The organism is Brevundimonas sp. (assembly GCF_035561115.1).
In the GTDB taxonomy this organism is placed as follows: Bacteria; Pseudomonadota; Alphaproteobacteria; order Caulobacterales; family Caulobacteraceae; genus Brevundimonas.
In genome coordinates this window covers 16,803-31,200 of sequence record NZ_DATMYH010000111.1, presented here as the reverse complement: position 1 = coordinate 31,200, position 14,398 = coordinate 16,803, and the positions used below count along the sequence as shown (strand labels likewise).

Below are 14,398 nucleotides of genomic sequence, written 5' to 3'. Positions count from 1 at the left end.
CCGCCCGCCACGTCATGCCCGCGTCGGTCGCCACCGCGCCGACGGCGAGGCGGACCCTGGTCGGGATCTGTTCGGACTGCTGGAAATAGTGTTCGGCCGCCAGCGACAGGCTCTCGCCCTCGATGGGCGTGATGCCCTGGGTGCGTTCGAAATCGGGACCGCGGTCCAGCGTCATGACGAAGACGCCCTGCCCCAGCAGCGAGCGCGCGCCCGGCCGTGCGAAGCCTTGCGACGCCGCCGCCACCTCGGCCTCGTCGAACCGGCAATAGCCGCGCATATGACCCTGCGTGTCGTAGTCGGCGACGACGTAGCGCACCGGCCCGTCGCCCTGCGCCTGCACGATCAGCCGCCCCTCGAATTTCAGGCTCGATCCCACCAGCGCGGCCAGGGCGCAGGCCTCGCCCAGCAGGGCCGCGACCGGCTCCGGATAGGCGTGGGCCGACAGGATGGCGTCGATGGTCTCTCCCAGCCGCACCAGCCGGCCGCGCACGGGCCAGCCCTCGATCTGGAAGGCGGCGGCCAGATCGTCGGCGGGATGAGCGGGCGTCGTATGCGCGTGATCGGTCACGGGCGTCCTCGGAAAGGGCGATTGTGCGGAAGCGCCGTCAGATAGGCGCGGCCATCGCGAATGGTAAGACCTGCATGCTACAGCAGGAACCGGCGGGGCCTCGGTCCCGTTCGTTCAAGACCCGATTCAAGCGCAAAGACCCGGCGGTTTCATGACCAAAGCAACCCTCAAGCCCCTGAACCAGCAGGCCATCGTCATCACCGGCGCCACCTCGGGCATCGGTCTGGCCACGGCGCGGCGGGCGGCGAGGGCCGGCGCCTGCGTCTTCCTGATCGCGCGCGGCGAAAACGACCTGAAGGCGCTGTGCGAAGAACTTCAGGGCGCGGGGGCCAGGGCGGCCTGGGCCGTCGCCGACGTTGCGGACTACGACGCCCTGGCCGAGGCCGCGGAAAAGTGCGTGCGCCTTTTTGGAGGCTTCGACACCTGGGTCAACAACGCCGGCGTCTCCATCTTCGGCAATATCCGCGCAACCACGCTGGAGGATCAGCGCCGGTTGTTCGAGACCAACTACTGGGGCGTGGTCAACGGCTCGATGATCGCCGCCGACCACCTGCGCGAACGTCCGGGCGGCGGGGCCATCATCAATGTGGGATCGATTCTGTCCGACGCGCCGATTCCGATCCAGGGCGTCTATTCCGCCTCCAAACATGCGGTGAAGGGCTTCACCAACGCCCTGCGCATGGAGCTGATGCGCGAACAGGCGCCCATCACCGTGTCGCTGGTCAAGCCGTCGGCGATCGACACGCCCTACAACAGGCACGCCCGCAACCTGACGGGTCAGGCGGTGCAGAACCCCCAGCCGGTCTACGCCACCCATGTGGTGGCCGACACCATCCTGTACTGCGCCAGCCATCCCATCCGCGAGATCACCGTCGGCGGCGGCGGGCGGCTGATCGCCAGCTTCTATTCCGCCCTGCCCGGTCTGGCGGAACCTCTTTTCGCCCGGTTCGCTCCTAGCCTGATGCGGGACAGAGGTTCCGCGTATCAGCCGTTCGACGACGGGCTCTACGACCCCACCGCGGACGGCCTCGATGAAGAGGTTCACTATCCCATGGTCCGCCAGTTCTCAGCCCTCGCCGAAGTTCGCAAACACCCGGGAATCGCCGGCGGCGTCGTCGCCGTCCTCGCCGGAATCGGCATCGCCGCCCTGCTGTTGAACCAGCGTTCGGGCCCCACCCGCTATGAGCGGCTGCGCAGCCGCATCGACCCGCGAGGCTGGATCGACACCCACGCCCTGCGCGACCGCTTTGGCGATCTGGCCGAAACCGTGCGCCACGGCCTGACGGACGCGGGCGAACGCGCCTCCGACTTCAGCGAAGAGGCCCGGCACCGGGGCGAGCGCATCCTCCACGGTGCTCGACATTCCTCGCGCAAGGCCTTGAAGAAGCACGGCAAGACTGCCCGTCGCTACGCCCATGACGCCGGCGACTACGCCCGGGATCACGCCCGCGAGGGCGGCGCCGTCCTGGCCCTGGCCACCATCGCCGCCGCCATTGGCGCCGCCGCCCTTGAAGCGCGCCGCCCCGACAGCCGCCTGCGCAGTCTCGGCAAATTCTGACGCCTGCGTCCAAATCCGACGTAGCGCCCTGCCATCATGATCGCCGGTCGCCCTTTGCGGGGCGGCCGGCGATTCAGTTCGGGCGAAGTGGACTCAGTGGACTCTGTGGACTCTTCGGACTGTGTTTTTCTGAACCCGGGCCGACCCCATTGCTGCAACTGCGAAGGTGGGCCAAGGTCACGCCATGGCTGATCCGGCGACCTTCGTCTTCGACTTCGATTCCACCCTCGTCCGTATCGAGACGCTGGAGGCTCTGGCGGACATCGCCCTGGCCGGCGCCGCCGACGCCGCGGCCGTCGGCGCCGAGATCGTGCGCCTGACCGATCAGGCCATGACCGGCGAGATGCCGTTCGGAGAGGCCCTGCGCCGCCGTCTCGAGCTGTTGCCCCTCACCCGGGACCATGTGGCCGAGCTGGCCGCCCGGATTCTGGACGAGGGCACGCCCTCGGTGCGGCGCAACCTGCGCTTCTTCCACGACAACGCCGACCGCATCATCATCCTGTCCGGCGGTTTCCGCGAGATCATCGCTCCCCTGGCTGATCACCTTCACATCGCGCCCGATCGCGTGCTGTGCAACGACCTGACCTATGATCTCGAAGGCCGCGTCACGGGGGTCGACGAGAACAATCCTCTCGCCCACGCCGACGGAAAGGCGGTCGCCGTGCGCGCCCGGGCCTTCCCCGAGCCCGTCGTCATGATCGGGGATGGCTGGACCGACGCCGAGGTCCGGCTCTCGGGGGCGGCGGACCGTTTCCACGCCTTCACCGAGATCGTGCGCCGCGAGCGGGTCGTCGCCGCGGCGGACTTCGAGGCCCCGTCGATGGACGAGTTTCTTCACACCGAAGGTCTGGCCGGCCGCTGGTCCTATCCCCGCGCGCGAATCCGCATCCTGCTGCTGGAGAACATCCATCCGGCCGCCGTCGAACGGCTGCACGAGGCCGGCTATTCGGTCGAGACCATGAAGGGCGCCCTGGACGAGGAGGCCCTGATCGAGGCCCTGCAGGGCGTGCACGTCCTGGGCGTGCGATCCAAGACCCAGGTCAGCGCCCGCGTGCTGGAGGCGGCGCCCCGGCTGATGGCGATCGCCGCCTTCTGCATCGGCGTGAACCAGATCGATCTCGAGGCGGCCGCCGCCCGCGGCGTGGCCGTCTTCAACGCCCCCTATTCCAACACCCGGTCGGTGGTGGAACTGGCCGTGGGCCTGACCATCGCCCTGATGCGCGACGTGGCCGACAAGTCCGCCGCCATGCACCGCGGCGAATGGAACAAGTCCGCGACCGGCTCGCGCGAACTGCGCGGCAAGACCCTCGGCATCGTCGGCTACGGAGCCATCGGCTCGCAGCTGTCGGTGCTGGCCGAAGGTCTGGGCATGCGCGTCGTCTTCCATGACCTGACCGAACGGCTGGCGCTGGGCAACGCGCGCCGCATGGCCTCGCTGGACGCCCTGCTGGCCGAGGCCGACGTCGTCAGCCTGCACGTCGACGGCCGCGCGGACAACGCCGCCCTGATCGACGCAGCGCGCCTGTCGAAGATGAAGCCGGGCGCCCTGCTGGTGAACCTGTCGCGCGGTCATGTCGTCGACATCGGCGCCCTGGCCCAGGCCTTGGGCGCCGGCCGGATCGGCGGCGCGGCCATCGACGTCTTCCCCGACGAGCCCGCGACCAACGCCGACCCCTTCGACAGCCCCCTGCGCGGCCTGCCCAACGTCATCCTGACCCCGCACATCGGCGGCTCGACCGAGGAGGCCCAGGAAGCCATCGGAGAATTCGCCGCCGAACGGCTGCTGGCCTACCTCAACCGCGGCGACACCACCTTCTGCGTCAACCTGCCCAATGTGCAGCTGGCCGAGGTGACGGGCGCCCACCGCATCCTGCACATCCACCGCAACCAGCCCGGCGTCCTCGCCGAACTGAACCGCGAACTGACCGCCGCCGGCCTGAACATTCTCGGCCAGCACCTGAAGACCGACGAACGCACCGGCTATGTCATCACCGACGTCGACCGCGACTACGATCCGGAAGCCCTCCGTGCCCTGAAGAGTGTTGCCGGAACGCTGCGTTTCCGCATGCTGCACTGAATACCTTCCCTGACGGCATCTTGCGCGGACGCGAAACCGGCGCACACTGCCCTCAACGGTCGCATGATGACGGCCGAGGGAGGATCATCGATGTCTCGTTTCCTGCGCAGCGCGGCGCTTGCCGCACTGACGGTCGCCGCCGCCGGCGCCATGGCCTCGGCCGCCAGCGCCCAGAGCTACGGCCGTCTTGTCGTGTTCGGCGACAGCCTGAGCGACAACGGCAACCTGTATGCGATCTCGGGCCAGCCGACCTCGCCGCCGTATTTCCAGGGTCGCTTCTCCAACGGCCCGGTTTTCACCGAGCTTCTGGGCTTCAGCGCCGGGCGCTATACGGCCGGCGCGCCGGTCACCGGCAGCGTCAACTACGCCTTCGGCGGCGCCCGGACCGACAGTTCGGCCAGCCCTCCCGGCATGCGCAACCAGCTGCTGGCCTACACCGGCGCAGGCGGGACCTTCGGCTCGACCGATCTGGTCAGCATCCTGGGCGGAGCCAACAACATCTTCCAGGCCGTTCCGGCGGCGGGAGCCTCGGCCAACCCGACGGGCGTCATCCGGCCTGTGGCCCTGGCCGCGGCGGCGGACATCAACTTCATCGTCAACAACGTGGCGACCGCGGGCGCGGGAACCATCCTCGTCTCGAACCTGCCTAATCTCGCCCTGACGCCGCAGTTCAACCAGGGAGCCGGGGCGCCCGCCGCGCCGCTCGCGGACTACGCCGGCACCCAGTTCAACGGGGCGCTGCTGAACGGCCTGATGACCACGGCCGCGGCCCGCCCGGGGTCCAACATCATCCTGATGGACCTGTACAAGATCGGCGCGACCCTGGCCGGCAATCCGGGCGCCTTTGGCCTGACCAATGCGCGGGACGCCTGCTTCAACGGCGTGACCATCTGCGCCACGCCCGGGACCTATCTCTACTGGGACAGCGTTCACCCCACCGCGGCCGGCCATCAGCTGCTCGCCCGGCTTGCCAATGACTATCTGTACTACGGCGACATCGGCGCCCAATCGTCCGTCCAGGCCGAGACCGCCTTCCGCCAGCGGGAGGACCTTCTGGATCTGTCCAGCGAAGGCCTGTCGGGGCGCGCCGCCTGGGAAGCCGGCACTCACATGACCTTCGGGGCCATCGCCGACAGCGTCGAAACCGACGCCCGCGGCAGCGTGGCGGCGGCGGACGCGACCGGCTGGGGCGTCCGCGCCGGTCTGGATCACGTCGCGTCCGAAAGCACGCGGATGGGCTTCACCGCCACCTACCGCATGGCCGAGGTCGAGGCCGGCGCCATGGCGTTCGATGTCGAATCCTTCGCCATCGACGCGTTCGCAGGCTGGCGTTCGGGCTCCATGTTCGTGAACGCCACGGTCGGCGGCTCGATCGATCAGTATGACGACATCACGCGCGTCACCTCGGTGGCTCCGATCGTCCACACTGGCCAAACCGACGGTGGAAGCCTGGGCGCCCGCGTCCAGGGCGGCGTCTGGTTCGACATGGGCGGGATCAGCCTGTCGCCGCGCGCCGCGGTCAGCTTCGTCTCGACCGACGTGAACGGCTACACCGAACAGGGCGTCGCGGCCCAGTACGAGTATCAGGACCGCACCGTCCAGGCCGCCAGCGGGGAAGTCTCGCTGAGGGCCGAAGGCGGCGGCGACGGCTTCAGCTTCTATGCCGAGGGCGGCTATCGCGACTCCTTCGGCGACAGCAGCGACGCCGTCCGCACCCGGATCACCGCCAATCCGGCCCAGATTCTGGCCCGGGAGATCGAGGATCCCTTCGGCGGCTCCCTGATCGCCTCGGCCGGCGTCGACGCCGACCTCGGCCCGGTGAGCATGAACATCGGCTATCGCGGCCGCTTCGGCGACCAGGCCGACAGCCACGTGGGCGCCATCACCTTCCGCCTGCCGCTGTAGGCGAAGACGCCACCCGACAAGGGGCGCGCGATCCTGACGGGTCGCGCGCCCTTTTTCGTTCCACCCTGCGACGACCTGACGCGTTCGCTCGCCCCAAAGTAGCCCCCGCAGCCTCCTAGAACGGCGCTCTCTCCGGTCGCTGGCCGCAGTGTGTCGCGTTTGTTGCGGCCCGCCGGCGCCCCTCCCCCCCTGCTCTCGCGAGCCGAATACGGAGCCGACGCCGCATGCGACGCCTGTTGCCGACCGCCCGGTCGTTTCTCATCCATTCCGGCCAGGCCGCCGTCCTGGCAGGCGTAGCCGTCCTGGCCATGGCCGCCGCGCCGCTGTCGGCCCCCGACCCGATCGCGCCGGTCGCGACCTTCGCCATTCCCGAAGCTCCGCCCGTCACCGCCGTGGCCGAGGCGGCCGGTCCGGTCACCCGCCTGATCGCTTTCGACAGGCCCGTGAAGGACTATGCGATCAACTCCCCCTTCGGTCCCCGCCGGATGCCCGGCCAAGCCATGCGCAACCATGAGGGCGTCGACATCGCGGCCCCGCAGGGAACCGGCGTCTTCGTCGCCGCCGAGGGCGAAGTCGTCCGCACCGGCTATGACGCGGCGGGCTACGGCCGGTTTGTCGAAATCCGCCACCCCAACGGCATGAGCACCCTCTATGGCCACCTCAGCCGTCTCGATGTGGCGTCGGGCGACCGCGTCGAGGGCGGCCAGCGCATCGGTCTGGTCGGCTCGACCGGGCGTTCGACCGGCCCCCATCTGCATTTCGAGGTCCGCCGTGGCGATCGTCAGGTGAATCCTGTCAAGGTCCTGGGGCGCGAGTTCCAGGTCGTGGTGCAGACCGCCGCCGCCTGAATTCCGGCCCACGGCCACGGTTTCTTCACCACTCTTCCGCGATAGTCTCGCCGGGAGGGTGTATTGGAACGCGTCATCTACCGCATAGCGTTCGATCACGACCGGCGCCGCTGCGAGGCCGCCGGCCGCGTTTGCGTTCCCGGCATGGGACCCGCGAGTCCGGCATGGTCGTGACCGCCGTTCTCGCCGCCCTGGTCGCCGGGATCGTCGGCGCGTTGGCCGTACTGGCCTGGACCGGCTTGCGGTCGCGTTCCGACGCCTTGGCCCAGATCCGTGAAGCCATCGACGCCATGCCCGACGGCCTGGCCTTCTATGACGCCGACGACCGGCTCGCCCTGTGGAACCACCGCTACGCCGAGGTGAACCCGGAACTGTCGTCCAACCTCAAGGTCGGGATGACCTTCCTTGAGATCATCAGGATCGGGCTGACCGAGGGCCTCTATGCCGACGCGGTCGGCCGCGAGGATGAATGGATCGCCGAACGGCTGAAGTCGCGCCGGGCGCTGTCGACCACCATCGAGCAACGGATCGCCGGGGATCGCTGGCTGCGCGTGTCTGACCGCCTCACGTCCGCGGGCGGCACCGTCACGGTCTGCACCGACATCACCGACCTGAAGAACGACGCCGTCGCCCTGGCCGAGGCCCGCGACGCCGCCCAGGCGGCCAGCAGCGCCAAGAGCCAGTTCCTGGCCAATATGAGCCATGAGATCCGCACGCCGCTGAACGGCGTCATCGGCCTGGCCCAGGCGATGTCCCGAACCGAACTTTCGGCCGATCAGCGGGAGATGCTGGAATTGATCCAGTCGTCCGGCCGCACCCTTCAGGTCCTGCTCAGCGACATTCTCGACCTCGCCCGCGTGGAATCCGGTCGGCTGGAGCTGGCCGAGGAAATCTTCGATCTGGGCCGCGCGGTCCGCGAGGCGGCGCATCTCTACGAAAGCGCCGCCAGCGAGAAGGGCCTGCAGTTCTTCGTCGAGATCGCGCCCGACGCCGACCTCTGGATCGCCGGCGACGTCGTACGGCTCAAGCAGATTCTGACCAACCTGGTTTCCAACGCCGTGAAATTCACCAGCACGGGTTTCGTCAGCCTGACAGCCGCGCCCGGTCCGGACCGGGATGGCGTCCCGACCCTGCGGTTCTCGGTCGAGGATACCGGCATCGGCTTTGACTGCGAAACCCGCGAACGCCTGTTCAGCCGCTTTGAACAGGCCGACGGCGCCATCACCCGCAAATTTGGAGGCTCGGGCCTGGGTCTCGCCATTTCGCGCCAGCTGGCCGAGATGATGGGCGGCGACCTCGATTGCGAAAGCGAACCCGGCGGCGGCTCAGCCTTCATCCTCACCATCCCCTTCCGCGCCGTGGAGACCCCCGCACCCGCAAGCCTGTCGCCGGTCGGAGCGGCTGACGGCGATCAACCCCTGATCCGGGTCCTGCTGGCCGATGATCACCCGGTGAACCGCAAGGTGGTCGAATTGATTCTGGCCCAGGCCCCGGTCGAGATCACGTCGGTCGAGGATGGCGCCCGGGCGCTTCAGGCCTGCCGCGACGCTGACTACGACCTGATCCTGATGGACATGCAAATGCCGGTGATGGACGGCCTGACGGCGACCCGCGAAATCCGGCTGCATGAAGCCGCCATGGGCTTGCCGCGCACCCCGATCGTCATGCTGACCGCCAACGCCCTGGCCGAACATATCTCCTCGGCCGAAGCGGCCGGCGCGGACCGGCATCTGGCCAAGCCTTTCGACGCGGCCGAACTTCTGGAGCTTGTCGTCGCGCTGCCACGTGCGGCGGCCGAGGCTATGGCCGCCTGATCCCTACTCGTAGCCGTGAGCGGCTTCGTTGATGACCTGCGAAGGCATGGACGAGAAGTCGACGCTGACGGGCTGGGCCGCCTTGGCGCGGAACGTCTTGATTACATGCTCCAGCCGTCGCCGCACCTCGCGCTCAGCCTCCGTCCCGTCGGTCAGGTTCAGCGGAGCGAGACAGAAATCGATGATGGCGGTGGGGTTGTCGAGAGGTTGCATGGGGCGTCTCCTGCCTATTCGGCCGCCACGAACTGGGCGGTCTCGGTGGAATCCTTCAGCGCCGTCGTCGAGGACTGGCCGTTGGAGATGACGGTGGCGACCTGGTCGAAATAGCCGGTCCCGACCTCGCGCTGGTGGCGGGTGGCGGTGTAGCCGGCGGCCTCGTTGGCGAACTCCCGCTGTTGCAGCTCGGAATAGGCGGCCATGCCGCGGTCGCGGTAGCCGTCCGCCAGCTCGAACATCGAGTTGTTGAGGGCGTGGAAGCCGGCCAGGGTCACGAACTGGAATTTGTACCCCATGGCCCCCAGCTCGCGCTGGAATTTGGCGATGGTGGCGTCGTCGAGTTTGGCCTTCCAGTTGAACGACGGCGAGCAATTGTAGGCCATCAGCTTGCCGGGATGTTCGCGGTGAACCGCTTCCGCGAACCGGCGGGCGTCGTCCAGATCGGGGTGCGAGGTCTCCCACCACAGGACGTCGGCGTATTTCGCATAGGACAGGCCGCGCGCGATGCAGTGGTCCAGCCCCGTGCCGGGCTTCAGACGGAAGAAGCCTTCGGGCGTGCGATTGTCGCGGTCGATGAAGGGGCGGTCGCGCTCATCCACGTCCGAGGTGATCAGCTGCGCCGACTCGGCGTCGGTGCGGGCCACCGTCAGGGTCGGCGTGCCCATGACGTCGGCGGCCAGGCGGGCGGCGATCAGGTTGCGCTCATGCGCCTGGGTCGGGATCAGCACCTTGCCGCCGAGGTGGCCGCACTTCTTCTCCGAGGCCAGCTGGTCCTCGAAGTGGACGCCGGCCGCGCCCGCCTCGATGAAGGCCTTCATGATCTCGAAGCTGTTCAACGGTCCCCCGAAGCCGGCCTCGGCGTCGGCGACGATGGGGGCGAACCAGTCGCGCTTCGCGCCGCCCTCGGCGTGCTCGATCTGGTCGGCGCGCTGCAGGGTGCGGTTGATCCGGCGGCACAGTTCAGGCGCGGCGTTGGCGGGGTACAGGGACTGGTCCGGGTACATGGCTCCCGCCGTATTGGCGTCCGCCGCCACCTGCCAGCCCGACAGATAGATGGCCTTGAGCCCCGCCCGGACCATCTGCATGGCCTGATTGCCCGTCACGGCGCCCAGGGCGTTCACGAAAGGCTCGTCGTGCAGCAGTTCCCACAGACGGTTGGCGCCGCGCGTGGCCAGGGTGTGGGTCACCGGAAACGAACCACGCAGCCGCAGCACGTCCTCGGGCGTGTAAGGACGCTCGATGCCATCGAAGCGGCCGTAGGGCGAGGGAACCAGGTCGGCGAAGGTCGTCATGGCGGTCTCTGTCCGGATCGTGCCGTTACGGCGGGTATCCGCAAGCAGAACACGCGGCAGTCACGAATGACACACGAAAGCACCCGCAATTCCTGTCATTCAGTCATAATATGACACTTGCTGTTAAGTCATTTTGTGACCTAATGCGACCATGGACGCTGTTCCGGATCGCAAACTCTTCCTCGGCGGCCGCCTCAAACGGCTGCGGCGCGACCTCGCCCTGACCCAGACCGCCATGGCCGCCGACCTCGGCGTCTCGCCCAGCTATCTGAACCATATCGAACGCAATCAGCGCCCGGTTTCGGCCCAGCTGCTGCTGCGCCTCGCCGACACCTATGACGTCGACCTGCGCACCCTCGGTCAATCCGGCGGGCCGGCGTCCGAGGCCGAACTGACCGAGGCCTTCGCCGATCCGATCTTCCAGGGGCTGGCCGTGCCGCGTCACGAGATCGTCCAGCTGGCGGAGGACCAGCCCGCCGCCGCCGACGCCCTGCTGCGCCTGTACCGCGCCTTCGCCGACCGCCGCAGCCGCGACCGGGCCGAGACAGACGCCCTGGGCGGTCAGGACGGCGACAGCCCCGCCGACTGGGTGCGGGAATTCGTCCAGACGCGACGCAACCACTTCCCCGAGCTGGACGCGCTCGGCGAGGCCCTGTCGGAAACCATGAATGCCGACACGCCCGGCGAAACCTTCGAAATCCGCGCCCGCGCCCGGCTGCAGTCGCGCCACGGTCTGACGGTTCGCACCCTGCCCGCCGAGGTTATGGTCGAATGGACCCGCCGCTATGATCCGCACCGCAAACGGCTGTTGCTGTCCGAGACCCTCGGCGCCTCCTCGCGGGCCTTTGCGGTCGCCTATCAGCTGACCCTGACCGAGTACGACGCCAAGCTGACGGCTCTCGCCGACGCCGCCGCGCCGCCGGACGAGCCGACCCGCCGCCTGCTCAAGGTCTCGCTGGCCAACACCCTCGCCGCCGCCGTCCTGATGCCCTACGGCGCCTTCCAGCACACGGCGGAAGAGACCGGCTATGACATGGCGCGGCTTCAGGCCCGGTTCGGGGTGGGATTCGAACAGGCCGCCCACCGCTTGACCACCCTGTCGCGGCCCACTGCGCGCGGCGTGCCCTTCTTCCTGATGCGGGTCGATCAGGCCGGCAACATCTCCAAGCGGTTCGCCTCGGGCGCCTTCCCCTTCTCGCGGTTCGGCGGCGCCTGCCCGCGCTGGCGGCTGCACAGCGCCTTCCGCACCCCCGGCAAGATCATCACCCAGATCATCGAGACGCCGGACGGCGGCCGCTGGTTCACCCTCGCCCGCACCGTCGACCGCCAGGGCCATGACGCCTTCACCGAAGGCCACGACCTCGCCATCGGCCTGGGCTGCGAGCTGAAGCACGCCCACCGCCTGGTCTACGCCCGCGGAATCGACCTGGCGGCGCCCGAGGTCACGCCTATCGGACCGGCCTGCCGTCTGTGCCACCGCCACCCTTGCGCCGAGCGCGCCGCGCCGCCGGTCGACCGCCCGCTGGCGGTCGACGACTGGGCCAAGTCGGTCAGTCCCTATCCCTTCGCGGGGTCCCGGGACTGAGACCGGTCAGTTCAGCGCCACCTTGCCGTCCTGACGCCGGTAACCCACGCCCGTCCGGTCGAACAGGCCGGCGATGAGGGCGGCCGGATCGGCTGATCCATCGTCCAGCAGGGTTTCGATGTCGGCCCTCAGCGAGGCGTCGCCCGACACCCGGGTCAGTTCCGCCAGCCATTCCTCGCGCGTCAGCACCCCGTCCTCGCGGCTGGCGTCGATCAGCGGCTGCAGGAAGTCGAACCAGTCGCCGCCCGCGGCCCGCCGCTGTGCTCCCTCCGCCGTCAGGGCGAACACCGAGCCGCAGGCGTAGAAGGCGCGGTATTCGCCACGGGAGACCGCCTCGCGGACAGGCTTGACCGCCAGACGCACGCAGTCGTCGACCTCGCGTTGCAGTTCAGTGCGGGCGTCATAGTCCGGATAAAGCGCCTTCAGAGCCCGTATGGCCATCAGATCGGCCCCGCCCTCGGTGATCCAGGAATCCCGCGAACGCTCGTAACGCACTGTCTGGCCCAGCCAGAAATGCGCGCTCTCATGGCCGATGAACCAGCGGGTGGCGGCCTCGCTGTCGGGCGAGCGACTAACCTGGCCGATGCCCTCGAAATTCATCACGATCAGCCCGGGCAGCACGCTGCCGCCCATGCTCTGCAGGCCGGGCGTTGGTCCCTTCCAGCTGGCCACGACGGTGGGCCGGTCGCTCTGACCGGGACCCATCCGCCCGGTGTAGTATTCGGCGACCCGCGGACCGAAATCCTCGATCGTGGCGGCGACCCAGGCCGGCAGCTCGGGGTCGACGACCGTGACCAGCCGTTCGCCCTCCTTCATCTGGGCCTCGCCGAACAGCACATAGGTCGCGCCGTCTTCCGTCACCGCCTCGCCCAGCCGCTTGCCGTGCAGCAGCACCGGGCCGCCGGCGTCGCGCCAGGTGATGCGGGCGTTGCTCTTGTCCACGACGAAGCCGTTCAGGTCTTCCGGCGCCGCCCGCGCGGCCTCCAGCGAGGGCAGCGGGAAGACGTCAAAGGCCCCTGTGAACATGGCCGTCGACCCGTCGGTGAAGATCAGGACCCCATAGTCGGCCTCCAGATTGTGGTCCCGAGGAGTCAGACGCAGGCTGACCCGACGCGGCACGTCGCCGCCGTCGATGGCCCGAAACACATCCAGATCGCCGACCCGCTCCAGCACCACGCCCGGCGTGACGACCGACCAGTCGCCGGGTCGCCAGGCGTCCCGCGTGCCGTTGATAAAGGACGACCGGATGAAGCCCCAGACCGGGGCGTCCTTTGCGAACACATAATACGCCGTCCAGACCTCGCCGTCACGGGTCACGGCGACCTCGACGGCGGGCGGTCCCTCCCCCGCTTCCGCCTGCGCGGCCGAAACCTCCGGTTCCATAGCGGCGACGGCCGAGGCTCCCGCCGACATCGCCATCGCAATCATCAGGCACGAAGCCAGAACCCGTCCGCGCATTTCCGTCTCCGCCTTGCAGCGGTCAGGCTAGCTTGGCCTTTAGCCGGACGTCGTCTTAAATCCTGTTCAGGCTTGGGTTCGTTCGAGGGCGCGTTGAGCCGCCTCCAGCTCGCCCTGCATCACCGCCTTCAGCCGCGGCGGCGCGACGATCGCGACCTGGTCGCCCCAGCTGAACAGGTGCCAGGCCAGTTCGCGCATACCCGAGGCGCGGAACCGGACGACCACGCCGCCGTCGGCCTGATCCTCCAGGGTCTGCGTCGGGTGCCAACGCCAGGCCCGGGCCTCGGCGGCGCCTTCGGGGGTGACCCGCAGCACGACATCCTCGATCTCGTCCTGATAGATGCCGAACGACTGACTGGCGAAGACCTGCAGGTCGAAATCGGCGGGCGGCGACGCCGCGCCCGCCTCTGCCTTGACCGCGCTCATCCGGTCGAGTCGGAAGGTCTGGATGCGGCCGCTCTCGCGGTCCGCGGCGACCAGATAGTTGGCCCGCCCGAACATCACCCCGCAGGGGGCCACGCTGCGCCGCCGCGCCTCCGCGCCCGGCCGGCTGTAGATGAAGCCCAGCGGCTGGCCGGCCAGTATCGCCTGGCGGATCTCGGTCAGCACCGCCTCGTCCGCCGAGGGACGCGGCCCGGCCTGGACCGCAATGGTCTCGGCCCGCACCAGCGCCTCCAGATCGGGGGCCAGCCGATTCAGTGTCGTCGACCGCATGGCCGACTTCAGTTTCCGCTCCAGCCCCTCCAGCGCCGCCGCCCGCCCGGGTTCGCCGGTCGCGCGCAGCCCCTGGGCCGCCTTGCTGAGTTCGACCAGCTCCTCGGTGGTCGGCGCCTGTTCGAAGGCCGACAGGCCGCCGCGGATGCGCCAGCGCTTGGTCGGCGGGTCGGACACCTCCTCGGCCTGGGGGAACAGGTCCAGCACGATGTCGCGCATCCGCTCGGCCGTGCGCCGGGCTACGCCGGACTCACGCGCCATCTCGTCCAGAGTCAGGCCCTCGGCGCTGGCGGCCATGCGGCGGGCCAGCTCGATCACAAGGGCCGTTCTGTCCAATCTCATGAAGCGCAGGGTGGCATACGT

The 14,398-nt window shown here is 68.9% G+C and carries 11 protein-coding genes and 1 pseudogene; 7 read left to right on the top strand and 5 right to left on the bottom strand.

Annotated elements, in window-relative coordinates:
- A partial coding sequence (locus VN378_RS15500) for an Hsp33 family molecular chaperone HslO (protein ID WP_325744459.1) occupies window positions 1-568 on the bottom strand: 568 nt, incomplete at its 3' end.
- 151 nt (window positions 569-719) lie between these two features.
- Here VN378_RS15500 and VN378_RS15495 point away from each other — a divergent pair.
- The 6 genes and pseudogenes from VN378_RS15495 (at window position 720) to VN378_RS15470 (ending at window position 8,770) form a co-directional block, all read left to right on the top strand.
- Window positions 720-2,126, top strand: coding sequence for an SDR family oxidoreductase (locus tag VN378_RS15495; protein ID WP_325744458.1), 1,407 nt, complete (start codon window positions 720-722; stop codon window positions 2,124-2,126).
- A 184-nt stretch (window positions 2,127-2,310) separates the two neighbouring features.
- Window positions 2,311-2,841: pseudogene (locus tag VN378_RS15490) on the top strand (HAD-IB family phosphatase); the annotation flags it as partial.
- A gap of 105 nt (window positions 2,842-2,946) precedes the next feature.
- Entirely contained in the window at window positions 2,947-4,203 is a 1,257-nt protein-coding gene (gene serA / locus VN378_RS15485; RefSeq protein WP_414642263.1) for a phosphoglycerate dehydrogenase, read from the top strand.
- A 90-nt stretch (window positions 4,204-4,293) separates the two neighbouring features.
- Window positions 4,294-6,108: an autotransporter domain-containing protein gene (locus VN378_RS15480; protein ID WP_325744457.1), complete on the top strand. Its 1,815-nt coding sequence runs from the start codon at window positions 4,294-4,296 to the stop codon at window positions 6,106-6,108.
- A 224-nt stretch (window positions 6,109-6,332) separates the two neighbouring features.
- Entirely contained in the window at window positions 6,333-6,956 is a 624-nt protein-coding gene (locus tag VN378_RS15475) for a M23 family metallopeptidase (RefSeq protein ID WP_325744456.1), read from the top strand.
- A 164-nt stretch (window positions 6,957-7,120) separates the two neighbouring features.
- Entirely contained in the window at window positions 7,121-8,770 is a 1,650-nt protein-coding gene (locus VN378_RS15470) for an ATP-binding protein (protein WP_325744455.1), read from the top strand.
- Window positions 8,771-8,773: 3 nt separating this feature from the next.
- On the opposite strand, the gene VN378_RS15465 is transcribed toward VN378_RS15470, so the two are convergent.
- Both VN378_RS15465 and aceA read right to left on the bottom strand, forming a co-directional pair.
- Window positions 8,774-8,983 (bottom strand): hypothetical protein, encoded by a 210-nt coding sequence (locus VN378_RS15465; RefSeq protein WP_325744454.1) that lies wholly within the window; start codon window positions 8,981-8,983, stop codon window positions 8,774-8,776.
- Between the two features lie 14 nt (window positions 8,984-8,997).
- Complete coding sequence (gene aceA / locus VN378_RS15460) at window positions 8,998-10,278, bottom strand: isocitrate lyase (protein ID WP_325744453.1); 1,281 nt, start codon at window positions 10,276-10,278, stop codon at window positions 8,998-9,000.
- Between the two features lie 151 nt (window positions 10,279-10,429).
- Here aceA and VN378_RS15455 point away from each other — a divergent pair, with 151 nt between their 5' ends.
- Window positions 10,430-11,863: a helix-turn-helix domain-containing protein gene (locus VN378_RS15455; RefSeq protein ID WP_325744452.1), complete on the top strand. Its 1,434-nt coding sequence runs from the start codon at window positions 10,430-10,432 to the stop codon at window positions 11,861-11,863.
- A gap of 6 nt (window positions 11,864-11,869) precedes the next feature.
- Here the strand turns inward: VN378_RS15455 and VN378_RS15450 are convergent, their stop codons facing one another.
- Together VN378_RS15450 and VN378_RS15445 are read right to left on the bottom strand one after the other, a co-directional pair.
- Window positions 11,870-13,321 (bottom strand): hypothetical protein, encoded by a 1,452-nt coding sequence (locus VN378_RS15450; RefSeq protein WP_325744451.1) that lies wholly within the window; start codon window positions 13,319-13,321, stop codon window positions 11,870-11,872.
- Between the two features lie 66 nt (window positions 13,322-13,387).
- Window positions 13,388-14,377 carry a WYL domain-containing protein gene (locus tag VN378_RS15445; RefSeq protein ID WP_325744450.1) on the bottom strand — a complete coding sequence of 330 codons (990 nt, stop codon included), beginning with the start codon at window positions 14,375-14,377 and terminating at the stop codon, window positions 13,388-13,390.
- Window positions 14,378-14,398 lie beyond the last annotated feature (21 nt).

Bases quoted from the DNA above. Each gene is read 5' to 3' on its own strand.
- VN378_RS15495 (WP_325744458.1), top strand. From the start codon at position 720: ATGACCAAAGCAACCCTCAAGCCCCTGAACCAGCAGGCCATCGTCATC.
- serA (WP_414642263.1), top strand. From the start codon at position 2,947: ATGGACGAGTTTCTTCACACCGAAGGTCTGGCCGGCCGCTGGTCCTAT.
- VN378_RS15480 (WP_325744457.1), top strand. From the start codon at position 4,294: ATGTCTCGTTTCCTGCGCAGCGCGGCGCTTGCCGCACTGACGGTCGCC.
- VN378_RS15475 (WP_325744456.1), top strand. From the start codon at position 6,333: ATGCGACGCCTGTTGCCGACCGCCCGGTCGTTTCTCATCCATTCCGGC.
- VN378_RS15470 (WP_325744455.1), top strand. From the start codon at position 7,121: ATGGTCGTGACCGCCGTTCTCGCCGCCCTGGTCGCCGGGATCGTCGGC.
- VN378_RS15465 (WP_325744454.1), bottom strand. From the start codon at position 8,983: ATGCAACCTCTCGACAACCCCACCGCCATCATCGATTTCTGTCTCGCT.
- aceA (WP_325744453.1), bottom strand. From the start codon at position 10,278: ATGACGACCTTCGCCGACCTGGTTCCCTCGCCCTACGGCCGCTTCGAT.
- VN378_RS15455 (WP_325744452.1), top strand. From the start codon at position 10,430: ATGGACGCTGTTCCGGATCGCAAACTCTTCCTCGGCGGCCGCCTCAAA.
- VN378_RS15450 (WP_325744451.1), bottom strand. From the start codon at position 13,321: ATGCGCGGACGGGTTCTGGCTTCGTGCCTGATGATTGCGATGGCGATG.
- VN378_RS15445 (WP_325744450.1), bottom strand. From the start codon at position 14,377: ATGAGATTGGACAGAACGGCCCTTGTGATCGAGCTGGCCCGCCGCATG.